General features: G+C 65.6%; 24 protein-coding genes (1 of these 24 cut by a window edge). 16 read left to right on the forward strand and 8 right to left on the reverse strand.

The annotated features are described in order from the left end of the window. Positions 1 to 56 precede the first annotated feature (56 nt). From VW23_RS14250 to VW23_RS14265, 4 genes are read left to right on the forward strand one after another with little or no spacing between them, the layout of a single operon-like run. Positions 57 to 794 (forward strand): ComF family protein, encoded by a 738-nt coding sequence (locus VW23_RS14250; protein WP_141728341.1) that lies wholly within the window; start codon positions 57 to 59, stop codon positions 792 to 794. Positions 795 to 827: 33 nt separating this feature from the next. Next, positions 828 to 1,082, forward strand: a complete 255-nt coding sequence (gene grxC / locus VW23_RS14255; protein WP_069910227.1) for a glutaredoxin 3 — start codon at positions 828 to 830, stop codon at positions 1,080 to 1,082. A 9-nt stretch (positions 1,083 to 1,091) separates the two neighbouring features. Continuing rightward, positions 1,092 to 1,955, forward strand: coding sequence for a carbon-nitrogen hydrolase family protein (locus tag VW23_RS14260; protein WP_069910228.1), 864 nt, complete (start codon positions 1,092 to 1,094; stop codon positions 1,953 to 1,955). Further along, entirely contained in the window at positions 1,952 to 2,377 is a 426-nt protein-coding gene (locus VW23_RS14265) for a DUF1178 family protein (protein ID WP_055886305.1), read from the forward strand. Before VW23_RS14260 ends, VW23_RS14265 begins: the two co-directional genes overlap by 4 nt. On the opposite strand, the gene VW23_RS14270 is transcribed toward VW23_RS14265, so the two are convergent. After that, positions 2,374 to 2,883, reverse strand: coding sequence for an RNA polymerase sigma factor (locus VW23_RS14270; protein ID WP_069910229.1), 510 nt, complete (start codon positions 2,881 to 2,883; stop codon positions 2,374 to 2,376). The two genes, VW23_RS14265 and VW23_RS14270, sit on opposite strands and share 4 nt — an antisense overlap. Further along, positions 2,883 to 3,089, reverse strand: a complete 207-nt coding sequence (locus VW23_RS14275) for a YgaP family membrane protein (protein ID WP_069910248.1) — start codon at positions 3,087 to 3,089, stop codon at positions 2,883 to 2,885. Before VW23_RS14275 ends, VW23_RS14270 begins: the two co-directional genes overlap by 1 nt. A gap of 199 nt (positions 3,090 to 3,288) precedes the next feature. On the opposite strand from VW23_RS14275, the gene VW23_RS14280 reads away from it, so the two are divergent. Further along, the gene (locus VW23_RS14280) at positions 3,289 to 3,534 is read left to right on the forward strand and encodes a hypothetical protein (RefSeq protein ID WP_055886298.1); all 246 of its coding nucleotides are present in this window, start codon (positions 3,289 to 3,291) and stop codon (positions 3,532 to 3,534) included. Between the two features lie 7 nt (positions 3,535 to 3,541). On the opposite strand, the gene ubiG is transcribed toward VW23_RS14280, so the two are convergent. Together ubiG and VW23_RS14290 are read right to left on the reverse strand one after the other, a co-directional pair. Beyond that, positions 3,542 to 4,288 carry a bifunctional 2-polyprenyl-6-hydroxyphenol methylase/3-demethylubiquinol 3-O-methyltransferase UbiG gene (gene ubiG / locus VW23_RS14285; RefSeq protein WP_069910230.1) on the reverse strand — a complete coding sequence of 249 codons (747 nt, stop codon included), beginning with the start codon at positions 4,286 to 4,288 and terminating at the stop codon, positions 3,542 to 3,544. A gap of 45 nt (positions 4,289 to 4,333) precedes the next feature. Then, on the reverse strand, positions 4,334 to 4,711 hold the full coding sequence (locus VW23_RS14290) for a nuclear transport factor 2 family protein (protein ID WP_069910231.1): 378 nt from the start codon (positions 4,709 to 4,711) through the stop codon (positions 4,334 to 4,336). A 134-nt stretch (positions 4,712 to 4,845) separates the two neighbouring features. Here VW23_RS14290 and VW23_RS14295 point away from each other — a divergent pair, with 134 nt between their 5' ends. The 5 genes from VW23_RS14295 (at position 4,846) to VW23_RS14315 (ending at position 11,545) form a co-directional block, all read left to right on the forward strand. Continuing rightward, positions 4,846 to 6,117 (forward strand): aspartate kinase, encoded by a 1,272-nt coding sequence (locus VW23_RS14295; RefSeq protein WP_069910232.1) that lies wholly within the window; start codon positions 4,846 to 4,848, stop codon positions 6,115 to 6,117. Positions 6,118 to 6,182: 65 nt separating this feature from the next. Then, positions 6,183 to 8,444 (forward strand): phosphoenolpyruvate--protein phosphotransferase, encoded by a 2,262-nt coding sequence (gene ptsP / locus VW23_RS14300; RefSeq protein WP_069910233.1) that lies wholly within the window; start codon positions 6,183 to 6,185, stop codon positions 8,442 to 8,444. A 184-nt stretch (positions 8,445 to 8,628) separates the two neighbouring features. After that, positions 8,629 to 9,705, forward strand: a complete 1,077-nt coding sequence (prfA, locus tag VW23_RS14305; protein ID WP_069910234.1) for a peptide chain release factor 1 — start codon at positions 8,629 to 8,631, stop codon at positions 9,703 to 9,705. 8 nt (positions 9,706 to 9,713) lie between these two features. Beyond that, on the forward strand, positions 9,714 to 10,565 hold the full coding sequence (prmC, locus tag VW23_RS14310; protein WP_176730401.1) for a peptide chain release factor N(5)-glutamine methyltransferase: 852 nt from the start codon (positions 9,714 to 9,716) through the stop codon (positions 10,563 to 10,565). A 314-nt stretch (positions 10,566 to 10,879) separates the two neighbouring features. Further along, the gene (locus VW23_RS14315) at positions 10,880 to 11,545 is read left to right on the forward strand and encodes a DUF4167 domain-containing protein (RefSeq protein ID WP_069910236.1); all 666 of its coding nucleotides are present in this window, start codon (positions 10,880 to 10,882) and stop codon (positions 11,543 to 11,545) included. A 54-nt stretch (positions 11,546 to 11,599) separates the two neighbouring features. On the opposite strand, the gene VW23_RS14320 is transcribed toward VW23_RS14315, so the two are convergent. Next, positions 11,600 to 11,983: an HVO_A0114 family putative DNA-binding protein gene (locus VW23_RS14320; RefSeq protein ID WP_069910237.1), complete on the reverse strand. Its 384-nt coding sequence runs from the start codon at positions 11,981 to 11,983 to the stop codon at positions 11,600 to 11,602. Then, positions 11,959 to 12,300, reverse strand: coding sequence for a toxin-antitoxin system TumE family protein (locus VW23_RS14325; RefSeq protein ID WP_244513592.1), 342 nt, complete (start codon positions 12,298 to 12,300; stop codon positions 11,959 to 11,961). Before VW23_RS14325 ends, VW23_RS14320 begins: the two co-directional genes overlap by 25 nt. Positions 12,301 to 12,491: 191 nt before the next feature. Here VW23_RS14325 and clpB point away from each other — a divergent pair, with 191 nt between their 5' ends. Next, a complete protein-coding gene (gene clpB / locus VW23_RS14330) occupies positions 12,492 to 15,113 on the forward strand; it encodes an ATP-dependent chaperone ClpB (protein ID WP_069910238.1) in 2,622 nt (873 codons plus the stop codon). A gap of 33 nt (positions 15,114 to 15,146) precedes the next feature. On the opposite strand, the gene VW23_RS14335 is transcribed toward clpB, so the two are convergent. After that, entirely contained in the window at positions 15,147 to 16,676 is a 1,530-nt protein-coding gene (locus VW23_RS14335; RefSeq protein ID WP_069910239.1) for an alpha/beta hydrolase, read from the reverse strand. Between the two features lie 179 nt (positions 16,677 to 16,855). Here VW23_RS14335 and cls point away from each other — a divergent pair, with 179 nt between their 5' ends. The 5 genes from cls to VW23_RS14360 all read left to right on the forward strand — a co-directional run bounded on the left by cls (position 16,856) and on the right by VW23_RS14360 (position 23,567). Further along, entirely contained in the window at positions 16,856 to 18,292 is a 1,437-nt protein-coding gene (gene cls, locus VW23_RS14340) for a cardiolipin synthase (protein WP_069910240.1), read from the forward strand. A 163-nt stretch (positions 18,293 to 18,455) separates the two neighbouring features. Further along, complete coding sequence (locus tag VW23_RS14345) at positions 18,456 to 20,093, forward strand: alpha/beta hydrolase (protein WP_084646132.1); 1,638 nt, start codon at positions 18,456 to 18,458, stop codon at positions 20,091 to 20,093. Further along, the gene (locus VW23_RS14350) at positions 20,090 to 21,559 is read left to right on the forward strand and encodes an alpha/beta hydrolase (protein ID WP_069910242.1); all 1,470 of its coding nucleotides are present in this window, start codon (positions 20,090 to 20,092) and stop codon (positions 21,557 to 21,559) included. Before VW23_RS14345 ends, VW23_RS14350 begins: the two co-directional genes overlap by 4 nt. Before the next feature lie 74 nt (positions 21,560 to 21,633). After that, positions 21,634 to 21,978 carry a VOC family protein gene (locus VW23_RS14355; RefSeq protein WP_069910250.1) on the forward strand — a complete coding sequence of 115 codons (345 nt, stop codon included), beginning with the start codon at positions 21,634 to 21,636 and terminating at the stop codon, positions 21,976 to 21,978. An 86-nt stretch (positions 21,979 to 22,064) separates the two neighbouring features. Further along, positions 22,065 to 23,567 (forward strand): MFS transporter, encoded by a 1,503-nt coding sequence (locus tag VW23_RS14360; RefSeq protein ID WP_069910243.1) that lies wholly within the window; start codon positions 22,065 to 22,067, stop codon positions 23,565 to 23,567. Positions 23,568 to 23,636: 69 nt separating this feature from the next. Here the strand turns inward: VW23_RS14360 and VW23_RS14365 are convergent, their stop codons facing one another. Continuing rightward, a protein-coding gene (locus VW23_RS14365) for a M23 family metallopeptidase (protein ID WP_069910244.1) crosses the window boundary here: on the reverse strand, positions 23,637 to 24,335 show its end. Its footprint extends 1,266 nt past the window's final position; only the last 699 of its 1,965 coding nucleotides appear in the window; its start codon lies off the right edge, out of view; its stop codon occupies positions 23,637 to 23,639.

Consider the following 24,335-nt stretch of genomic DNA (forward strand, 5'->3'; position numbering starts at 1 on the left):
TTAGATGCGGCGTTATGGAATTGGGGCGGGGTAAAGTCAAAGCAGGATCGGCCGCCATGGCGCGGCTGGGCAGCGCTTTGCTCGATCTGGTCTATCCGCCGACCTGCCTCGATTGCGGCGCGCCGACCGCGGCGCACGCGGCGCTGTGCCCCCGCTGCTTTGCCGGCCTCAGGCCGATCACCCAGCCCTGGTGCCCGGTACTGGGTCTGCCGTTCGAGGTGTCGATCGGTCCCGATGCCCGTTCCGCCGAAGCCATAGCCGATCCCCCGCCATTCGATCGGGCGCGGTCCGCCGTGCTCTACAACGAGGTGGCTCGCGCCATCGTCAGCCGGCTCAAATATGGAGACCGGCCGGAGCTGGCCGAATTCTGCGCTCGGCTGATGCACCCTGCTGGAATGGAGTTCTGGGCCGAGCGCCCGGTGCTGGTCCCGGTGCCGCTCCATCGTTGGCGCCAGTTCGAGCGTCGCTACAATCAATCCACTGAACTGGCTCGGGCGCTCGCCCGCCGCACCGGACTTTCGGTCGATACCGGGCTCGTTGCTCGCAGTCGCCGCACCCGGCAGCAGGTCGGGCTTTCGCACGACGCACGCCACCGCAACGTCGCCGGCGCCTTCACGGCGCATCGCGAGGTGCTGCGGCGGCTCAACGGACGTGGCGTGGTGATCGTCGACGACGTCATCACCACTGGCTCGACCGTCAAGGCCATCACCCGAGAGCTGAAGCGGGCCGGGGTGATCAAAATCGACGTGATCTCGTTCGCGCGCGTTGTGACGGGCGCCGAACTCCCCATATAGACCTCAACAAACCCCAGCGTTTTTGTAGGCGAGATGAAAAAGGTAGAAATCTATACGACCCAGTGGTGCCCCTATTGCCACGCAGCCAAGTCGCTGCTGGACGAAAAGGGTGTAAACTACGATGAGGTCGATGCCGACGACCCCGACGTCCGGATGGCGATGGTGCAGCGCGCCAATGGCCGCCGCACCGTGCCGCAGATCTTCGTGGGCGAGACCCATGTCGGCGGCTACGACGATATGGCGGCGCTCGACCGCCGCGGCCAGCTCGATCCGCTGCTCGCCAACTAGGATATTTGGATGCGCGTCGCCGCCCTGCAGATGAACTCCGGCACTCAGCCCGGCCCCAATCTCGACCAGCTCGAGCGCTTGGCCGGCGAGGCGGCGGGGCAGGGCGCGACGTACCTGTTGTCGCCGGAAGTCACGGTGGTGTTCGCCGAGAACCGCGATGGGCTCAAAGCCGTCGCCGGACCCTGGGAGAACAACCCGGATGTTGCACGGGTCGGCGCCATCGCCAGAAAGCTGGGGGTCAGCCTCCATCTCGGCTCGCTCGCCGTGGCGCTGCCCGACGGGCGCTTCGCCAACCGTTCGGTGCTGTTCCGCCCGGATGGTTCGATCGCCGCCACCTACGACAAGATCCACCTGTTCGACGCGACGCTCCCCGGCCTCAGGAATTATCGCGAGAGCGAGACCTATGCCGGTGGCGATGCTGCGGTGGTGAGCGAGGCGCCGGGTTTCCCGCTCGGCATGACCATCTGCTACGATCTGCGCTTTCCGGCGCTGCACCGGGCGCTGGCGGAAGCCGGGGCCAAGGTGATTTCGGTGCCGGCCGCCTTCACCGTTCCGACCGGCGAAGCGCATTGGGAAGTGCTGCTCAGGGCCCGCGCCATCGAGACCGGCTCTTGGGTGATCGCCGCGGCGCAGGCCGGCACGCACGAGAACGGCCGCTCCACCTGGGGCCATTCGATGATCATCGACCCCTGGGGCCGGATCGTCAGCGAGCTCGGTGGCGACGGTCCGGGGATCGCCGTCGCCGATATCGACCTATCAGCGGTGGATGACGCCCGCGGCAAGGTTCCAGCGCTTGCCAACGCACGCCGGTTTTCGCTAACGCTCAGCGCTTCGGGCCCCACGGTATTCGCCCGAGAGGACGTGTCGGCGTGATCAGCTATTCCCTCATCTGTGACAGATCCCACAAGTTCGACGCCTGGTTCAAAAGCGCCGAGGCCTATGACGAGCAGGCGGCGCGCGGCATCGTCACCTGTCCGATCTGCAATTCGGTGAAGGTGGACAAGGCGCTGATGGCGCCGGCAGTGTCGCGGATGAACTCCGACAAGCTGTCGCTGTCGAGCGGCCACCCGCAGCAGGCCGAGATTCGCGAAATGCTGCGCGTGATGCGCAAGAAGGTCACCAGCGAGGCCGACTATGTCGGCGACAAGTTCGCCGAGGAAGCCCGCAAGATCCACTTCAAGGAAGCCGACCCGCGCGGCATCTACGGCGAAGCGACCCGTGACGAAGTGGCCGAACTGATCGACGACGGCGTCGATTTCCTGCCGCTGCCGCATGTGCCGGACGAAGCGAACTAGCGGGCGAGATACTCACGCGCCAGCGTGCGGGCTCGCCGCAACCGCGCCTTGACGGTTTCGCGGGTCGTCTCCAGCCGCGCGGCGATCTCGTCGATCGTCAGTTCCTCCAGATCCCTCAGGACCAGCGCCTCGCGGTAGTGTGCGGGCAGCGACTGGATGGCTGCCGCCAGGTCGAGCCGTAGCTCGTGATCGGGTCGAACGGCGATCTCGGCCTGTTCTCCTAACTCCTCCAGAGGCGCTGCCTGTCCGAAGCCCCGCCGGGCAAGGCGCAGGCATTCGCGCCGTACCACCGCGAACAGCCAGCCCGAGAAAGCCGAAATCGCGCGCAGGCTGCCGATGTGACGATGCAGCAGGCACAGGGCGTCCTGCACCGCATCGTCAACATCGGCCGTACGGCAGGTGGCCCGGGCGTAGCGGCGAATGTCTGGCTGAGCCACCGCGAGCAGCGAGGTGATCGCGGCGGCATCGCCATTCCGGGCCGAAGCAATGAGCTCTGTGGGCGGCATCAGGACCTGTCGACGGGTTTACGGCCAACCATGGCACAGGCCGGGCAATAGCCGAAGATGCCGGTCAGCATGACGTAGAGGCCGAGGGCGACTACCGCGTAGCCCGCCCAGCCGGACAGCAAAAGCAGCCCGGCAAGGATCAGCGCGACGCCGGCGACAAGGCGGACGATCTGCTCCCAGGCAAAGACATTCTTACGATAGAACATGCGCTGCTCCATTGCTTGCACCTCAAGGACAAGAGGTGTCGCGGCGGCAGAACGGTTCGCGACGGAGCGGATATTTTCGAGGGACATGCCGGTCGAATGAGCTGAACGCCAGCTAAACCGGCCGGTTCAGGCACGGTTCAACCCCGGCAACGCAGATTGGCCTCCACAAACGGCGCTTCCGGGCGCCAAGGAGGATAGAATGCACCATTCCACCCTGACCCCTGCGGTCACCGCCACCGGCGGCGCTATCCGCGCCGTGATGAGCGAGGCCGCGTCGGCAGCGCTGAAGGCGCTGAAGCCTTTCGATGTCGCCATCGAAGACGCGCTCGACCGCAGCTACGGCGCCGGCCGCTGGTTCCTCTACTGGGATGAAGACCTCTCGGGCCACCCGATCCGCGGCACCATCACGCTGGCCTTTGGCCGCGATACGCTGGTGATCGGCTGACTGTGCTTCAGGCGGGCTTTGCCGCCAGCACCATGTAGTTGACGCCGAGGTCGCGGCTTTGCCGCCACGCGTCGGCCAGCGGATGGAACACCACGCCGGTCTTGTCGATGATCTTCAGGCCATTGCGGCTGCTGAGCGCCGAGATCTCATCCGGCGTCAGGAATTTTGAGAAATCGTGGGTGCCTCGGGGCAACCAGCCGAGCACATACTCCGCCCCGACGATCGCCAGCGCATAGGCGCGCGGCGTGCGGTTGATGGTGGCGGTGAACATCAGCCCGCCGGGCTTTACCAGGCTCGCACAGCTCTTCATGTAGAGCGGCACATTGTCGACGTGCTCTACCACTTCCATGTTCAGCACCACATCGAACCGCTCGCCCGAGCCATCGAGCGCCTCCGCGGTCACGGCGCGATAGTCGATCTCGAGGCCCGACTGCTGGGCATGCAGTTGGGCAATGCGGATGTTCTTTTCGCCGGCATCGATCCCAACCATCGTCGCCCCGAGCCGGGCCAACGGTTCGCTCAACAGCCCGCCGCCGCAGCCGATATCGAGGATGCGAACGCCCTCGAGCGGGCGGCGCACCGTGCTGTCCTTGCCGAAATGGGCGATCACCTTGTCGCGCACATAGCCCAGCCGCACCGGGTTGAACTTGTGCAGCGGCTTGAACTTGCCCTTGGGGTCCCACCACTCGTCGGCCATGGCGGCAAACTTGGCGATCTCGTCGGGATTGATGGTGGTGTCGGTCATGTCAGATATATCCGCCGCTCCGGCCCCGGCCGCAAGGGGACGCTTCGGCGCAGGCTAGTGCCGCGGCTCTGAGCCATGGAACAGCTCCCAGCGCCAACCGTCGCTTTCGGCGACGAGGACCGCCGAAAGCCGATAGGGCAGGCGGTCCGAGCCGCCGGCTCGCTCCACCACCACATGACCCTCTCCGAAAAGCCAGACGCGTTGGGTGTCGCCGCCGCTATGGAGCAACGGAAGATCCCAGCATACCGTGTAGTCCCTGCTGTGGATGCCCGCGAACAGGGTTGTGATGGCCTCGCGGCCGCTGGCGATTTCGCCCGCCTCGGAACCAACAAGCAGCGCATGCGGCACAAAGAGGTCGGCGACCGCCGTGTCCCTGTCTCGCATGCGCCGATTGATTGCCTCCAGCGCCTGCCGCGCAATTTCGACCGTCATCGGCGCCCCTCCAATACCCCCCCAACCTATAGCCGGCGGCCCGGAGTTGATAACCCCGGCTGTTTGTGGCATGTCCCCGGCCGAATTCTGAGCGTACCGGCGGGTTCAGCCGGGCAACAGTCGGGGTAGGGGCCTTGGGCCGTATCGTAGTCAAGTTCGGCGGCACCTCGGTCGCCTCGGTCGAGCGCATCCGTCAGGCGGCGCTGCATGTGAAGCGTGAGGTCGACGCCGGCAACGAAGTCGCCGTGGTGGTCTCGGCCATGTCGGGCAAGACCAACGAGCTGGTCGGCTGGGTCAATGACGCATCGAAACTGCACGATGCGCGCGAGTATGACGCGGTGGTCGCCTCGGGCGAGCAGGTGACGGCCGGGCTGATGGCGGTGGTGCTGAGCGAGATGGGTATCCCGTCGCGCTCGTTCCAGGGCTGGCAGGTGCCGATCAAGACCGACGACGCGCATGGCGCGGCCCGTATCGTCGAGATCGACCCGACCGAGCTCGAAAAGCGCTTTGCCGATGGCGTGGTGCCGGTCATCACCGGCTTTCAGGGCGTTGCCCCGTCGGGCCGGGTGACGACGCTGGGCCGTGGCGGTTCCGATACCAGCGCGGTGGCAGTGGCTGCTGCAGTGAAGGCCGATCGCTGCGACATCTACACCGATGTCGATGGCGTCTATACCACCGACCCGCGCATCACCCCCAAGGCCAAGCGGCTGAGCAAGATCTCGTTCGAAGAGATGCTGGAAATGGCCTCGCTCGGCGCCAAGGTGCTGATGATCCGCTCGGTCGAGATGGCGATGGCGCATAAGGTGCGCCTCACCGTCCGTTCCACTTTCGACGATCCGAATGCGCCGCAGATCGCGCCGGACGGCACGCCGGGGGTTCCCGGCACAATCGTATGCGATGAGGAAGAGATCATGGAAAAGCAGATCGTTTCGGGCGTTACCCTGGCACGGGCCGAATCCAAGATCACTTTGCGCGACGTCAAGGACCGGCCGGGCGTCGCCGCAGCGATCTTCGGGGCGCTCAGTGACGAATCCATTGTCGTCGACATGATCGTGCAGAACGTTTCCGAGGATGGCTCGACCACCGACATCACCTTCACCGTGCCCGATGCCGAGCACGACAAGGCGGTCAAGGCGCTGAAGGCTGCCGGCGAGGCCGGGCGCTTCGAGTATCGCACGCTGACCAGCGCCAAGGGCGGCGCCAAGGTCTCGGTGGTGGGCGTCGGCATGCGCAACCATGCAGGCGTTGCCGCTTCGATGTTCAAGGCGCTGGCCGACAAGTCGATCAACATCCAGCTGATCACCACTTCGGAAATCAAGACCTCAGTGCTGATCGATGACGAGTATGCCGAACTTGCGGTTCGCGCGCTCCATACGTATTACGGGTTGGACAAGCAGGACGCCTGAGACGCCTAGACCCCGGTCACGGCGCCGCTGGCGATAGGGCGGCGCCGGGCCGCCGGGCGGGAACTATGGCCATAGCGATCAGCGGGCCGCGCGTGCTCCTGAAGCAGTTGCGCGAAACCATGGCGGAGCCGCTGGCTTCGCAGGCTCGGCTCGACAAGATCGTCAGTCTCATCGCCGACAACATGCACGCGGACGTCTGTTCGTTCTACGTGCTGCGCGACGACGGCGCGCTGGAACTGTTCGCCACCCGCGGCCTTGCCGCCACCGCCGTGCACATGACGACGCTCAGGCTCGGCGAGGGCCTCGTCGGCCTGATCGCGGCGCAGGCCGAACCGCTCAGCCTCGACAACGCGCCGGCGCACCCGGCTTTCGCCTACCGCCCGGAAACCGGCGAGGATCCGTTCCAGGCCTTTCTCGGCGTGCCGGTGCTGCGCGCCGGCCAGACGCTGGGCGTGCTGGTGGTGCAGAACCGCGATTCGCACGCCTATGGCGAAGACGAGATCGAGGCGATGCTGACCACGGCGACCTTGCTCGCCGAAATGATGTCGACCTCTGATTTCGACGCCCTGATCAAGCCCGGCCAGGATATCGACCTCAGGCGCCCGCGGCAGTTCGCCGGCAACGGTTTCACCGACGGCGTGGCGCTGGGCAAGGTGGTGCTGCACGACCCGCGCGTCGTCGTCACCAATTTCGTCGCTGAGGATACCGAGGTCGAGCTGAAGCGCCTGTCGGATGCGCTCGACCGGATGCGGGTTTCTATCGACCAGATGCTCAGCCATGGCGACATGCAGTCGTTCTCGGATCACCGCGAGATCCTCGAGAGCTACCGGATGTTCGCCAATGATCGCGGCTGGGTCGACCGGCTGACCGAGGCGATCAATAACGGTCTCACCGCCGAGGCGGCGGTGGAGCGGGTGCAGAACGACACCCGTGCGAGGATGATGCGGTCGACCGATCCCTACATCAAGGATCGGCTGCACGACCTCGATGATCTCGCCAACCGGCTGCTGCGCGTGCTCACCGGCGATGGCGCGACCAAGAAGGACCTGCCCGAGAACGCCATCCTCGTCGCCCGCAATATGGGACCGGCGGACCTGCTCGAATATGACCGGACCCGGCTGAGGGCGGTGGTGCTGGAGGAGGGCGCCGCCATCTCGCATGTGGCGATCGTCGCCAAGTCGCTGGGCCTTGTGGCGGTCGGGCAGGCCGAGAACATCGTCTCGATGTCGGAGACGGGCGACGACATCATCGTCGATGGTCAGCAGGGCACGGTCTACCTGCGGCCGACCCCGGATATGATCCAGGTCTATGTCGATAAGGTGCGGCTCGGGGCCAAGCGCCGGGCACATTATCTCGAGCTCAAGGACAAGCCGGCCATCACCAGGGATGGCCACGAGATTACGCTCTTGCACAACTCGGGCATCGTCGCCGACCTGCCGATGCTGCAGGATACCGGCGCCTCGGGCGTCGGGCTGTTCCGCACCGAACTGCAATTCATGATCGCCTCGCGGCTCCCCCGGTTGAAGGAGCAGGTCGAACTCTACTCCGAGGCGATCCGGCTCACCGAAGGCAAGCCCATCGTCTTCCGCCTGCTCGACATCGGCGGCGACAAGGTGATTCCGTATCTGCGCTACGAGGCCGAAGAGAACCCGGCCATGGGGTTCCGCTCACTGCGCCTGGCGCTCGACCGGCAGGGGCTGTTGCGCATCCAGATCCGCGCGCTGCTGCAGGCCGCCAATGGCGGGCCGATGAAGATCCTCGTCCCCATGGTCACCGACGCCTGGGAGTTCCGGCAGACCCGGCTGGTGGTCAACAAGGAACTCGAGCGCATGAAGCATGCCGGCCAGACGGTGCCGAGCAAGCTCGAGCTCGGCGCGATGATCGAGGTGCCCTCGCTCCTCTGGGAGCTCGACCAGGTACTGCCGGAAGCCGACTTCGTCTCGATCGGTTCGAACGACCTGGTGATGTTCCTCACCGCCGCCGACCGCGGCAACAAGCGCGTCGCCAAGTCGTACGATCCGATCGCCTTGCCGCGGCTACGGGCGCTGAAGCACATCGTCGATATGGCGCGGCGCTACAACGTGCCGCTGACCATGTGCGGCGAGCTTGCCGGCCGCACCGTCGAGGCGCTGGCGCTGCTCTCGATCGGCATGACCAATCTCTCGATGAGCCCGCCTTCCATCGGCCCGATCAAGGAGATGATCCTTGGCACCGAACTCACGCCCATTCGCAATTCCATCTCCGCCGCGCTGCTAGAAGGCGCGCATGGCCCCGGTATTCGCGAGCTGCTGCTCGACTGGGCCGGCCGGCAGGGGCTGGTGATTTAGGTAGAATGCGTTTCACCTGGACGTCCTTCCCCTCACCCGTCTCGGCTTCGCCGAGCCACCCTCTCCCTCAAGGGGAGAGGGAAGATGCGGCACGATTGTGCCCCCGCTGTCCCTCTCCCCTTGAGGGAGAGGGTGCCCTGCGCAGCAGGGCGGGTGAGGGGCAGTTCAAGTTGGACCACTCCTGATGGCGACCCTTCCCCAAGACAAGCTCGACGCTCTGACCAAGCGCTTTGATTCGATCGAGGCGGCTTTGTCGTCCGGCCCGTCGGCCGAGCAGTTCGTCAAACTGAGTAAGGAATACGCCGAGCTCGAGCCGGTAGTGCGGCCGATCCAGGCCTACCAGAAGCTGCTCGCCGATCTCGAATCGGCGGAAGAGCTGGTGAGTTCCGGCGACCGAGAAATGGTGGAGATGGCGGCCGCCGAGATCGGCGAGCTGAAGCCGAGGATCGAGCAGGCGGTGGCCGAGATCCGCATCCTCCTGCTGCCCAAGGATGCCGCCGACGAGAGAAGCGTCATTCTCGAAGTGCGCGGCGGTACAGGCGGCGATGAGGCGGCTTTGTTCGCCGGCGATCTGTTGCGCATGTATCAGCGCTACGCCGACCTGCAGGGCTGGAAGTTCAGCCTCCTCGAAGAAAGCCCGGGCGAAGTCGGCGGCTACAAGGAAGTGGTGGCCAATATCACCGGCAAGGGCGTCTACGCCAAGATGAAGTTCGAATCCGGGGTGCACCGGGTGCAGCGCGTGCCGGCGACAGAAACGCAGGGCCGCATCCACACCTCGGCGGCGACAGTGGCGGTGCTGCCGGAAGTCGAGGAGATCGACATCGACATCAAGGCCGAGGATATCCGCATCGACACCATGCGGTCATCCGGCGCCGGTGGCCAGCACGTCAACACCACCGACTCGGCGGTGCGCATCACCCACCTGCCGTCGGGCATCGTGGTGACTGCCAGCCAGAAGAGCCAGCACCAGAACCGCGCCACTGCCATGAAGGTGTTGCAGGCGCGGCTCTATGAAGAGCAGCGCAACGCCCGCGACACCGCACGGGCGGATGCGCGCAAGGAACAGGTGGGCTCGGGCGATCGTTCGGAACGCATCCGCACCTATAATTTCCCGCAGGGTCGGGTGACCGATCACCGGATCAACCTGACGCTCTATAAGCTCGACAAGGTGATCGCCGGCGATGCGCTCGAAGAGCTGATCTCGGCGCTGATCACCGAAAACCAGGCGGCGCAGCTCGCCGCCATGGAGGGGATTTCCTGACACTGAACGTGGGCGCAGCATGGCGGGGGGTACGCGACCTGTTCCGGAAGGCCGGCATCGACACGGCGGAACTGGATGCCCGGCTGTTCGCCGAAGCGGCCTTCGAGATGGACCGGCTGGAGCTAGTCAATCGCGAGCGCGAGGCCGTGCCGGCAAAGCAGCTGAAGGCGCTCGAGGCTTTCGCTGCCCGCCGGCTCAAGGGTGAGCCGGTGGTGCGCATCCTCGGCGAGAAGGAATTCTGGGGCCTGAGCTTCAAGCTCAATGCCGCGACCCTGGTGCCGCGGCCGGAGACGGAGCTCCTGGTGGAGCGCGGGCTCGAGGTGATCGGGGCGTTGAACAGCCCACATATCCTCGACCTCGGCACCGGCACCGGCTGTATCCCGATTTCGCTGCTGACCGAGTATTCCGATGTCAGCGCGGTAGCGGTGGATCTTTCGGCCGAAGCGCTGGAGATGGCGCGGCTCAACGCCAACCGTCATGGCGTCGGCAACCGCTTCACCACGCTCAAGGGCTCATGGTTCGATCCGCTGGAGCCAGGCGAGCGGTTCGACCTCATCACCTCGAACCCGCCCTATATCGAGAGCGCGGTCATTGCCGGACTGATGCCCGAGGTGCGCGAGCACGATCCGCGGCTGGCGCTGGATGGCGGGCCGGACGGGCTGGCAGCCTATCGGGCGATCGCTGCCGAAGCCGGATTGTTCCTTGCGGCCGACGGCGTGTTGCTGCTCGAGATCGGCTCCGGCCAGGGGCACACGGTCAGCGATATCTTTGTCGGCGCCGGCTTTGCCGAGGTCGACGTGGTGCCTGATCTGGCGGGGCTCGATCGCATGGTTGTGGCCCGTCTCAACTCTGCCCCTTGAGTATCCGTTAGGGCCGCCCATATTTTGTGCTTGGAAAGGCAGGGCGAACCAGATAGGTTCCGGGTGCTGTCAACGGTGCGGTCGAGATCGCGCCAAGGTGACGGCCACCCGCTCATCGGCGAAGCTGCATTTGGCAGTGTTCGATTCTCGGACGAGGAACCGAGACGCCTTGATGAGCAAAAAGTGGTTCAACACGCGATAGCTCAGGCACTGCTGGAACGAGACCGCCCGCGCTGGATATTGCGCCTGCGGCCCCCGGTGCCGATGTCCCCATGTTGCCTTCAGTATTCTTTTCCAAGGCTTGAAAAGAGACGATGAGACCTAACAACCAGCAGAACAACAAGAACCGCTCCCGTGGTCGGAACAACAATGGTGGCCGTAAGCACGGCAACCCGTTGAGCCGCAACTACGAGAGTAACGGCCCCGACGTGAAAGTGCGCGGCAACGCCTCGCATATCGCCGAGAAATACCTGCAGCTCGCTCGCGATGCGCAGTCCTCCGGCGACAGCGTCATGGCCGAGAACTATCTGCAGCACGCAGAGCACTATTTCCGCATCCTGTCGGCGGCTCAGCCGCAGAACCAGCAGCGCGACCAGTTCGGTCAGCAGGCGGATGAGGACGATTACGACGACGATTTCGCCCCGATCAACGATCGGTTCGCGTCGCCCGAGCCACGTCAGTTCAGCCAGCAGCCGCAGCAGCACGACCAGCAGCAGCAACCGCAGCAGCAGTCGATCCCCGGCAGCGAACCGGTGGTGATGGCAGTGGTCGAGACCGCTGTCGCCGCGCCGCCGGCAACGGCCGCCGCCGAAGGCGAGGCGCCGCCGGCCGATGGCGAACCGCGCCGTCGCGATCGCCGGCCGCGTCGCCGGTCGCGCGGGCAGGGTGGTGAAGGTGGGGCCGATCCCGCCGGCGCGCCGCAGCCCGATGTCGGCGAGCTGCCGGCCTTCCTCACCGCCGGAAACACACCGGCTGAGTAAGCCGATACGCCTTGGAAAACCATGAGGCCGGGAGCAATCCCGGCCTTTCTTGTTTCAGGCTGCGGATTTCGAAGCAGTGGGCAAGCTCGCCTCGATGCGGATCGTCTCGAACGGAACGAAAAGCTTACCGGCCTTATCCCGCTCAATGACCTTCTCTTCAAGGAGAAGCTCGGCGTCCTCGTGGACGCGTTTGACGTCGCGTGAAAGAGCCCGCGCCAGACCGCGCAGGCTTGATGGACCGATCTCCTGCAGCTTGAGGATCAACTCCCAGCGCTTCTGAGAGAAGACGCGGAAGAACAGCGGCAAGCTGGTGAAAGAGTGAACCTCGCCTTGGTAGCCCTCCCCGCTGTCAACTGCCCGTGCCGCATGCATCAGTTCGTCACGGAAGTCCTCGTGACTTTGGACGCGAACGGTTAGGGTTCTCTTTGCTTCTTCCATTGCTCTACATCCTTCAGAAAGTCCTGCATGAGAGTAGGTACGTCAGCGAAATCATAGGCTAGCTGCCGCTTGCCGAGGTGTTTGTGGTCCCCCTTGCCGCGCTCGTTGTCATATCCGATCAGCCGCTCACCGCGGCGGCCGAAGAAGAGCCGGTACTTGTAGCCGTGACGACTGCCAGCCACGGGTTCGGGGACGCGCCAGACCACCGCCTCAAGGATCATCCCATCCTCGTCAGTTTCCTTCCGTTCGAGTACGAGGACCGCATTCATGTTGGCATAGATGCCAACAGTTTGTGATGTTGTCAACGATGCCAACATCTGAAGCCCTTTTCTATGGCCGAACGCTCCCCATATCAGCGTCAGGACCAGGGAGCGCCGCTGTGCGGGCCTCGGGTCTTGATCTGGTTTGATCGATCCTCCAACGGTTTCGTTTGAGCCAAATCAACGCTTCAGGCGTTGGATGCGTGCCTCATCGAGGGCGATCCGACGTGCCAGACGAGGAGAGTTGAATGAATATCGAGAAATACACCGAGCGCGCGCGCGGCTTCATCCAGAATGCGCAGCAGCTGGCGCTCGGCCAAGGTCACCAGCAATTTGCGCCGATCCACCTGCTGAAGGTGCTGCTCGACGACGACGAGGGGATGGCCGCGGGGCTGATCAGCAAGGCCGCTGGCGACGCGCGGATCGCGCGGGCTGAAACCGAGGCTGCCCTCAAGAAGATTCCAAAAGTGTCCGGCGATGCCGGCCAGCTGTACCTGAGCCGTGAGTTGGCGCGGGTCTTCGACACCGCCGAGAGCGCGGCGCAGAAGGCCGGCGATTCCTTCGTCACGGTGGAGCGGCTGCTGCTCGCCCTGACCGTCGAGAAGGATACCGATGCGGGCAAGATCCTCGCTTCGGCCGGCGTCACGCCGCAGGGGCTGAACGAGGCAATCAACGAGATCCGCAAGGGTCGCACCGCCGATTCCGCCTCGGCCGAGAACAGCTACGATGCGCTGAAGAAATATGCCCGCGACCTCACCGAGGCGGCGCGCGAAGGCAAGATCGATCCGGTGATCGGCCGCGACGAAGAGATCAGGCGCACCGTGCAGGTGCTGAGCCGCCGTACCAAGAACAACCCGGTGCTGATCGGTGAGCCCGGCGTCGGCAAGACCGCCATCGTCGAAGGCCTCGCCATCCGCATCGTCAATGGCGACGTGCCGGAATCGCTGAAGAACAAGGCGCTGCTGTCGCTCGACATGGGGGCGCTGATCGCCGGCGCGAAGTATCGCGGCGAGTTCGAGGAGCGGCTGAAGGCCGTGCTCAACGAGATCTCGTCGGCCGATGGGCAGATCATCCTGTTCATCGACGAGATGCATACGCTGGTCGGCGCCGGCAAGACCGACGGGGCGATGGATGCGTCGAACCTGTTGAAGCCGGCGCTCGCTCGCGGTGAACTCCACTGCGTCGGCGCAACGACGCTCGATGAATATCGCAAGCATGTCGAAAAGGACGCGGCTCTGGCGCGTCGCTTCCAGCCGGTATTCGTCGATGAGCCGACGGTCGAGGATACGATCTCGATCCTGCGTGGCCTCAAGGAAAAGTACGAGCTGCACCACGGCATCCGGATCTCGGATTCGGCCATCGTTGCCGCCTCGACCCTGTCGAAGCGCTACATTGCCGACCGGTTCCTGCCCGACAAGGCGATCGACCTGATCGACGAGGCGGCGGCGCGGCTGCGCATGGCGGCCGAGTCGAAGCCCGAAGAGCTCGATGAACTTGATCGCCGCATCATGCAGCTGAAGATCGAGCGCGAGGCGCTGAAGAAGGAGACCGACGAGGGTTCGAAGACCCGGCTCGGGCGCCTCGAGCAGGAGCTCGCCGATCTCGAGGAGCAGGCCAATACGCTCTCGGCGCGCTGGCAGGCCGAGAAAGAGCGCATGCAGGGCAGCCAGAAGCTCAAGGAAGAGCTCGACAAGGCGCGCACCGATCTCGAACTGGCGCAGCGCACCGGCAACCTCGCGAAAGCGGGGGAGCTCGCCTATGGCGTCATTCCCGATCTCGAAAAGCGCATCAAGTCGGCAGACGATCCCAATGGTGACGGCAAGCCCGACAACCCGATGGTCGAGGAAGTGGTGATGCCGAGCCATATCGCCGGCGTGGTCAGCCGCTGGACGGGCATTCCGGTCGATCGGATGCTGGAAGGCGAGCGCGAAAAGCTGCTCGGCATGGAAGCCCAACTCGGCAAGCGCGTCATCGGCCAGGCCGAGGCCGTGGAAGCCGTGGCGAAGGCCGTGCGGCGCGCTCGGGCGGGCCTGCAGGATCCGAACCGGCCGATCGGCTCGTTCATGTTCCTTGGGCCAACCGGCGTCGGCAAGACCGAGCTCACCAAGAGCCTCGCGCAGTTCCTGTTCGATGACGAACATGCGCTGGTGCGGCTCGACATGAGCGAGTTCATGGAAAAGCACTCGGTCGCCCGGCTGATCGGCGCCCCTCCGGGCTATGTCGGTTACGACGAGGGTGGGGTACTGACCGAGGCGGTGCGTCGCCGGCCTTACCAGGTGGTGCTGTTCGACGAGATCGAGAAGGCGCATCCGGATGTGTTCAACATCCTGCTGCAGGTGCTCGACGATGGGCGACTGACCGACGGGCAGGGGCGGACGGTGGATTTCCGCAACACGCTGATCATCATGACCTCCAACCTGGGGTCGGAGTATCTGGTCAACCTGCAGGACGGCGAATCGGTCGAACTGGTGCGCGGCAAGGTGCTCGATGTGGTGAAGGCCTCGTTCCGGCCGGAATTCCTCAACCGGATCGACGACATCATCGTCTTCCACCGGCTGCAGCGCGACCATATGGGGGCGATCGTCGACATCCAGCTCGGCCGCCTGCGTGGGCTGCTCAAGGAGCGCGACATCTCGCTCGAGCTCACCGATGCGGCACGCGAGTGGCTGGCCAATGAGGGGTATGACCCCGCCTATGGCGCGCGCCCGCTGAAGCGGGTGATCCAGCGCGAAGTGCAGGATCGGCTGGCCGAGGAAATCCTCGCCGGCCGGGTCAGCGACGGGCAGAGCGTGGTGATCGATGCCGGCGAGCGCGGATTGCGGCTCGGCAGCGGCGTGCCCGAAGCGCCGGGCATCGACGCCGCCGCGTAAACCAGAAGGGCCGGTCGATCGACCGGCCCTTTCTCATTGGGCGCCCTCGGGGATCGTCGGCGTCACCCCGTTCATCATGTCGACCATCACCTGGTAGACGAAATCCGGATCGCCGGTCGGCTGGTGCGGGTCGATCAGGTCGTGCCCCAGTTCCAGCGCCAGCGGTAGGCGAACCACGTTCACCTTGGCGCCGTGGCTCTGCCAATGCAGCACCAGCTCTTCGATCTTGGCGCCGCTCACCGCATCGTCGGCTTCGTTGATCAGCATGCCCAGCTTCGGCGCCAGCGGGGCATTCGCGGCGGCCGCGTCCATCAGCGCGACGCCGAGGCGCAGCGCCTGGGCGAGGCCGTGGGTGGCGTAGCGCGGATAGGCGTAGGTCATGCCCGGTGGGTTATCGCGGGTCGCCGGGTCCCACCACACCATGGCGTTGGGGGCGTTGAGCAATAGCGCCGTCGCCGCGCGGTTGGCCCAGCCCGGCACCAGGTTGGGGCTGAGAAACGGCGCGATGGCGATCGACTGGTCGGCATCGGCGCGGTGCTGGCCGATCCAGCCGGCGATGCTGCCGCCGGCCGAGAGCCCAGTAATCACCACTTCATCGCCCAGTCCCTGGGCGATATCGGTCGCCTGGTTGCCGACGGCGATCAGCTGTTCGGCGGTGAGATCGGCGAGCGCCAGGCTCATCTGGTCGGCATCGCCGTGCTGCGGGATGCGCGGCAGATAGACGTTGTAACCGAGCGCGAAGAGTTTGGCGCCGAGCTTTTCAGCCTGTGCCGGGCAGTTGGTCAGGCCGTGAAAGAACACCACGACGCGGTCGACCTTGCGGCCATGCGTCAGAAGCGTCGACAGGCAGCGCGGGTTCAGCGGCAGCGTCGCCTCCTCGGCCCGCAACGCTTCGATCTTCGCCGTCGCCTCCTCGTAGCTGGCGGCCGGCGTGCTTGCCGCGGCGTTGGCCCTGAGGCTCTCGGTATCGAGCGGCAGCAGCGTCAGGACCGCAAAGGTGCCGACCAGCGCGAGCACCAGGAACAGTGCCAGGCCTGCTCCAAGCTTGGGCACGGTGCGCCAGAAACCACGCCGGTCGCGCTGGCGCATCGTCTCTGGATGCCGGCGGTGCAGCACCAGCACCAGCCCGAGGCCGACCAGGGCAAACGCCAGGGTGGAGGCGAAGCCGGTGGTCAGCTGGGAGATCACCGTGCGCAGCAGCAGGTTGCTGCCGCGGCTGGCGTAAGTTTCGGGATCGAGGCTACCCCGGCGCAGCAGGTCGGACAGCGTCAGCACCACCGGATAGGAGAAGAACGCCACCAGCACCCCGGCGACGGCGCCGCGCAACAGGGTGTAGCGGCGCGGCCGGATCAGCAGCAGCCACCAGAACAGCGCACCGGTCAGACCCACGCCGACCAACAGGGTCAGCCAGCTGACGCTGCCTTGCGGGCTGGCGACCAGCTCGTTGATGGCGATGCCGGACAGCAGCACTGACAGCAGCGCGACGACCGCGAAGGCGAGGCCGGCGAGGGCGGCCCAGCCGCCGTGGCGGGGCAGGGGCGTGCGGCGGTGTTGCTCGCTCATTGCTTGGGGCGACCCCTCGTTGGCTGGCCGAACGACAAGAGCACAGTATCGGTGGGCGCGTCTAAACTTGGCTCATGCCGATTGGCGACGATTTTAGTCGACTGCGGCAGCTCGGCTGTCGACTTTCTATGTTCGATCATTCCATTGTCTCAGAGAGGTTGCGAGCAAAGGGGAGGCGCATGGAGGGATCGACGGTCGCGTTGCTGCTGCTGGCGCTCGAAATCGGCCTGCAACTGTTCTTCGTCGGCCGCGCCTTGCTCCGGCCCTATCGCGAACCGGTGTCGCGCCTCGCCTGGGTGATGATCATCGTCATCGCGCCGCTGGTTGGGATGATCGCCTATGTGCTGGTGGGCGAGACCAATATCGGGCGCACCCGCACGGCGCGTCTGCGCAAGGCGTTCGAGACGCTGCCGCCACCGTTCGGCACCCCGGGTGTCGAGGCGCAGTTGCCGGAGGGGACACTGCCATTGTTCCGTGCCGGCACTTCGGTCAGCGGCTATCCGCCGGTCGCCGGCAACCGGGCGCAACTGCTCGAGAGTTCGGACGCCGCGATCGAGGCGATGGTCGCCGATATCGACACCGCCACCGACCATGTGCACCTGCTGTTCTATATCTGGCTGCCTGACAATAACGGGCAGAAGATCGTCGCGGCACTGCAGCGGGCGGCGCTGCGCGGCGTCAGTTGCCGGGCGATGGCCGACGATGTCGGCTCGCGCAGCATGATCCGCTCCGAGCACTGGCGCGCCATGCGCGGCGCCGGGGTGCAGCTTGCCCGCGCCATGCCGATCGGCAATCCGCTGATCGGCGCGATCTGGGGGCGGCTCGATATGCGCAACCATCGGAAGATCGTGGTGATCGACAATGCCGTCACCTATTGCGGCAGCCAGAACTGCGCCGACGCTGCCTTTGCGCCCAAGGCGAAGTTCGCGCCGTGGGTCGATATCATGGTGCGGCTCGAAGGGCCGATCGCGCGACAGAACCAGCATTTGTTTGCGTCCGACTGGATGGGGCATGGCGAGGACGACCTGACCGAACTGCTGCAGCGCCCGCTGCCGGCTCAGCAGCCTGGCATCGTTGCCCAGGTGATCGGCACCGGGGCGACCGTCCGCCCCTCGGCAATGCCGGAAATCTTCGTTTCGGTGATGAACGCGGCGCGGCGCGAGCTGGTGATCACCACGCCCTACTACGTGCCTGACGAAACCATCCAGGCGGCGCTCTGCGCCAGCGCTTATCGCGGCGTCGAGACCACCTTCATCGTGCCCGAGCGCAACGATTCCTGGGTCGTGGCCGCTGCCAGCCACAGCTATTATGCCGAGCTGCTGGAAGCCGGGGTGATGATCCGCGAATACCAGGGCGGGCTGCTCCATTCCAAGACCATGACGGTCGATGGCGAGCTGGCGCTGATCGGTTCGGCCAATATGGACCGGCGCAGTTTCGAGCTGAACTTCGAGAACAACATGCTGATCGCCGATATCTCGCTCACTCAAGCGCTGCGGCAGCGCCAGCAGAGCTATATCGAAGCGTCGGTGCTGGTGCATGCCGCCGAGGTCGAGGCCTGGGGCGGCACGCGGCGGATCTGGAACAATACGGTAGCGATGCTCGGACCGGTGCTCTGAGCCATCACCGGCAATCGTGCTAAATTGCCGACCCGATATTGATCGGTTGGCGGCAGCGCCGCGGCCAGTCTAGCGCGGCAGAGAGTCAAGACGACCGAGCGGCTGGAGGAGCAACGTGCAAGTACCGGCATGGCTGAAGCGGCTCCTCGATCGTTTCTCCGAGATGGGGCTGGTGGTCGGCTCGATCCTGTTTTCGCTTGCCCTGACCCCGTCGCTGTTGCCGCGCGAGGCGCTGATCCAGGGGGTGCTGTCGGGTTGTGCCTTCGGCGCCGGCTACGGTATCGGCGTCGCGCTCGAGTGGCTGTGGAGCTATATGGGCCTCAGGCTGCCGGTGTCGAAATACACGCACTGGCTGAAGATCGCCGTGACGCTCTGCTGCCTGGTGCTGATGGCGGCCTGCCTCTACCAGACCACCGGCTGGCAGAACTCGGTACGTGAGATCATGGGGATGCAGCCGGTCGAGGCGGGTCTGCCGATCTCAGTCCTGTTGATCGCGCTGCTGCCGGCCGCCATCCTGATCTACACCGGCAAGCTCCTCGCCTATGGGGTCGGCTTCTTCTCGCGCTGGCTGGTGCGCTATGTGCCGCGACGCGTCGCACTGGTGGGCAGCCTCGTGGTGGTCGGCATCATTGCGACGACGCTGTTCAACGGCGTCCTGATGCGCGGGGCGCTGCGCGCTGCCGACGCGTTTTTCCTCCAGCTCGACGGCGTCGCCGGCCAGTTCGGCACGCCGCCGAACGATCCGCTCAGGTCGGGCAGCGCCCAGTCGCTGATCGACTGGAGCACGATTGGGCGCGACGGGCGTATCTATGCCGATTCCGGCCCGAGCAAGGCCGAGATCGAAGCGGTGATCGGCCGTCCGGCGCTGGAGCCGCTGCGGGTTTCGGTCGGGCTCCGCTCAGCCGCAACCACCGAGGCGCGGGCGCAGCTGGCGCTCGACGAGATGCTGCGCATCGGCGCCTTCGATCGCTCGGTGCTGCTGATCGTGACGCCGGTCGGCACCGGCTGGGTCGATCCGGCCGGCATGGATACGCTCGAGTACCTGATGGCCGGCGATGTCGCTTCGGTGTCGCTGCAATACTCGTACCTGCTGAGCCCGCTGTCGCTGGTGGTCGAGCCCGAGTACGGCACCGAGGCCGCGCAGGCGCTGTTCAACGTGGTCTATGGCCACTGGACCAGGCTGCCGCATGACAAACGCCCAAAACTCTATCTCAACGGCCTCAGCCTCGGCGCCCATGCCTCGCAGGCCTCGACGCAGTTCTTCGACGTGCTGCAGGATCCATTCCAGGGGGCACTGTGGGTCGGGCCGCCCTTTACCAGCGGCATCTGGCGTTGGGCCACCAACAACCGGCAGGCGGGGACGCCCGAATGGCTGCCTAAATTCGGCAACCAGACCACCATCCGTTTCACCAACCAGGGTGGCGGTCTCGATGTCGCCGGCGTGCCGTGGGGGCCGATGCGCATCGCCTTCCTGCAGCATGCCAGCGATCCGATCGTGTTCTTCAGCTATGCGTCGCTGCATCGCGAGCCCGACTGGCTGAAGGGCGGACGCGGGCCCGACGTTTCGCCGATCCTCAACTGGTATCCGGTCGTCACTTTCCTGCAGCTGGGCATGGACATGGCGCTGGCGCTCGAGCCGCCGCCGGGACACGGGCACGACTATGCGCCGGCCGACTACATCGATGCCTGGCGGGCGCTGATCGAGCCGCCGGGCTGGGACGATCAGGGGATCGCCAGCCTCAAGGCGGCTATGGTCGAGCGCCTCGCCCGCATCGCCGACCAATCGGCAGTGAGCAAATGAGCCGGGCCGGCGACTGGTGGTGGACGCCGGTTGCTGGCGCCATCTTCGGCGTCGGCGCGATCGCAGCCGCTCCGGTGACCGGGCTTGGCGTCGCCGGCCCCGCCGGCCTGCTGCAGGCCGATACCGGTTGGGTGGCGCCGTTCTTCGGCACTTTCGTTGTGGCCACAATCGTCTGGTGGCTGCTCATCGGCTGGCCGCGCCGGCTGTCGCTGGCGCGCGGCGCCTTTGCCGGGGCGCTGGTTGGGCTCTGCGCCTATCCGGTGGTGCTGGCGATCGCGGATTTCGTGCAGGGCGTCGATGTCGCAACGCTCGGTGCGCGCAGCTTCGGGATCATCGAGCTTGCCGCGTTGACCGTCGTCACCACCGGCTTCGTTGCGATGCTGATCATGGCCGGGATCGGGGTGATCGCAGCACTGCTGCTGGGCCAAGCCTATCCGCCGGCGCCGGCGTGGCAGCCGGTGCCGTGGCTGCTGAAGGCGGGAGCAGCCGTGCTGACCGTCATCGTGCTGCTGCTCGGCGCCGCCTTCGCCTGGCTGTCGCAACTGCCACTCGATGCCGAGGTGCTCACCGAAAATCGCCCAGTGAACCAGCCGGCGGCGGACTACCAGGCCGCGGCAGCGGCGTTTGCGGCAATCGCGGTGGAGGAAGCCAAGCTGCCGCTGCATCCGGAATGCGGTTCGCGCCTCTTCACCCATGGCGCCCGCGTGGCGAAGGCGGTGGTGTACCTGCATGGTCTCACCAACTGTCCGCTGCAGGGGGATGAGTTGGCGCGGCAGCTGTTCGAGCTGGGTTACAATGTCTATGTGCCGCGCTGGCCCGGGCATGGCGAGGCCGACCAGATGACGCTGGCGCTCACCGCGCTCAGTGCCGAGCAGATGGTCGAGAGGACCGATGCGGCGATCGACCTGACGCGCGGGCTGGGCGACGAGGTCACTGTGGTCGGCATGTCGGCGGGTGGCGCGATGACCGCGTGGGCGGCGCAATACCGGGCCGATGTGGCGCACACCGTTGCCGTCTCGCCCTTCCTCGGGCCGCATTTCGTGCCGCCCTGGGCCAACCGCGCCGCCGCCAACCTGCTGCTCAGGATGCCCAACATGATGATGCCGTGGAATCCGCTGGAGCCGCAGGGCGCGCCGGGGATGGAGCACTCCTATCCGCGCATCCCGACCCACGCCCTGGCGCAGTTCATGCGGCTGGGCGAGGTGCTCGAGTCTGCCGCACAGCAAGCGCCGCCACGCGCCGCGGGGCTCGGCATGCTGCTGAACGACGCCGATTTTGCCGTCAACAATGCGCTGGCGCGCCAGTTGGTGGCAGCTTGGCGCGCCAAGGGCCGGGCGGTGGATCTCGAGGTCTTGCCGCGCTCCGAGCTGCTACCGCACGACCTGGTCGATCCGCGGATGCCCGGCGCCCGCACCGAGCTGGTCTATCCGCTGCTGCTCGAAATGATCGCGCGGCGGCCCCAGTAAGTTCTGATTCCGAATAATTGCCCGGGAGTGGCAAATGCGATAGGAACAAAAAGAGAACGATAGGAGCTATGAAGATGAAGCAGCGCTACCAGATCGACTACCTCGAATTTCCCTCCAGCAGCACGCTGCAGAGCCACCGTTTCTTCGCTGACGCTTTCGGCTGGAGCTTTACCGGCTACGGCCCGTCCTACGAGGCGATCAATGACGCGGGCATCGATGCCGGCATCGACTCGGGCGAGGGGCGGACCGAGAAGCCTTTGGCGGTGATCCGTACCGAGGACCTGGAGCTGGCCGAACGCGAAGTGCTTGCTGCCGGCGGGGTGATCACCAAACCGGCGTTCGACTTCCCTGGCGGGCGGCGATTCCACTTCCGCGAGCCCGGCGGCAACGAACTCGCCGTGTGGATCGAGAAGGCGTAGGCTCTGGTCATTGATTTGGTCGCGCTTTCGAACCGGAAAGGTCGGCACTTTGCCTGAAAGCGCTCCGCAGCAAGCGAGAGCCGGGGATGAACGACGTCAAATCGAGTGCCGTGCCGGCAACCTTCTGCCCGGCCGAGAACCGCATCTATGTGCTGGTTGCGGCGATCCTTGCGTCCTCGATGGGCTTTATCGATGGCTCGGTGCTGTCGATCGCCACCCCGGCGATCCGCGCCGATCTCGGCGCCAGCCTCGCCGACGCGCAGTGGATCTCCAACGCCTACATGCTGTTCCTCGCCTCGCTGCTGCTGATCGGCGGCGCGGCGGGGGATCGGTTCGGGCTCAGGAATGTCTTTGCCATCGGCATCGTGCTGTTCGTGGTGGCGTCCCTGGTCTGCGCCGTGGCGCCCGACCCAACCTTCCTGATCATCGCCCGCGCCGTGCAGGGACTGGGTGCGGCGCTGATGGTGCCGGGCAGTCTCGCCATTATCGCCAAGGCCTATCCGCGCGAGGAGCGCGGCAAGGCGATCGGGCTGTGGTCGGCATTTTCGTCGCTCACCACCATTCTCGGGCCGGTGATCGGCGGGTTCGTCCTCACCACCATGGGCGATTGGAGCTGGCGGCTGGTGTTCGCCATCAACCTGCCGCTCGGCGGCATCGCGCTGGCGCTGCTGTTCCTCAAGGTGCCGGCGGACCAGCCTGAAGCGGGCCGGCGGCTCGATCTGGTCGGCGGCGCGCTGATCACCGTGGCGCTGCTGCTCATTGCGTTGGGCCTCACCGGCACTGGCGGCAATGCGCCGGTCATCAGCCACGTGCTGGTCTATTGCGGCATCGGCCTTGCTGCGCTCGTCGCCTTTCTCTGGTGGGAGGCGCGCAGCAAGACGCCGATGCTGCCGCTCTACCACTTCAAGAACGTCGCCTTTTCCGGCGCGCAGGGCCTGACCTTCGCGCTCTATTTCGCGCTCTCGGCGGTGACCTTCTTCCTGCCGATGACGCTGATCGGCGGCTGGGGTGTCACCGCCGCGGAAGTGTCGATCGCCTTCCTGCCATTCGGCATCGCGCTCACCGTGCTGTCGCCCTATGCCGGGCGGCTCTCCGACAAGGTCGGACCCGGGCCGATGATCACGCTGGGCGCGGTGATCGTCGCCATCGCCTTTGCGCTATTGGGACTGCTGGCGCCGCTGCAGAATGTCTGGCTTGGGGTGCTGCCGCTCACCATCCTGATGGGGTTGGGGATGAGCGCGGTGGTGTCGCCGCTCTCGACCGCGGTGATGACGTCGGTGGAAGATCGCGACACCGGGCTCGCCTCGGGAGTGAACAACGCGGTAGCGCGCGTTGCGGGCCTCCTCGCTGTGGCGCTGATGGGCGGTGTCGCCGCTTTCGTGTTCGAGCGCTCGCTCGGGGGCTTTGCCGAGTTGTCGCTGTTCTTCGGCATGCAACCCGATGCGCCGCTCGCCGCCGATGCCGAGATCGCGCGACAGGCCGCCAACAATGCCGCCTTTGCCGCCATTTCCTACAGCAATGCGGGTCTTGCGCTGCTGTCGGCAGTGATTGCCTGGTTCACCCAGGAGAACAAACTGCGGAAGCGGTAGGCTGCTCCAAAACAGACATTCCCGCTTTCGCGGGAATGACGTCTTGCATGTGGAAGGGGATGGGCGCTGCTAGTTCAGCGCCGCAACCGTCATCGGGGCGGCGTCGCGGTTCATCAGGTCGCGGATCTGCGCGATGGTCTGCTCGAAATTGCCCTCGTATTGCGCCGAGAGCGACTTGTCGCGCGGCAGCTTCACGCTCAGGGGGTCGACGAAGCGGCCGTTGACCTTGATCTCGAAGTGCAGGTGCGGGCCGGTAGAGTTACCGGTCGAGCCGACATAGCCGATGATCTGGCCCTGGCGTACCCGGACGCCCGGCTTGATGCCGTCAGCGATGCGGCTCTGGTGGCCATAGCCGGTCTCGAAGCCGTTGACGTGCTTGATCTCGACATACTTGCCGTAGCCCGAGACCCACTGGGCCTTCTCGATCACGCCGTCGCCCGAAGCATAGATCGGCGTGCCGGTCTTGGATGCGAGGTCGACGCCGGTATGCATGCGGCGCGACTTGAAGATCGGGTGGACACGGTTGCCGAAGCGGCTGGCAAGACGACCGCCGCCCTGCAGCGGCCGGCGAGTGAGGAAGCGCTTGCCGGTCTCGCCGTCCGGATCATAGAAATCCACGGTGCCGTCGTCGGTGCGGAAGCGGAACAGCTCGCGCGTCGTGGTGCCGAGTTTCAGCGCCACATAGAGCAGATCCTGGTGGCCGGTGGCGTCCTTCTCGGTCTCGAGAATTTCGATCGAGTCGCCGGCGCTGATGCGCTTGGTCAGGTC

This window comes from Devosia insulae DS-56, from assembly GCF_000970465.2.
Lineage (GTDB): Bacteria > Pseudomonadota > Alphaproteobacteria > Rhizobiales > Devosiaceae > Devosia_A > Devosia_A insulae.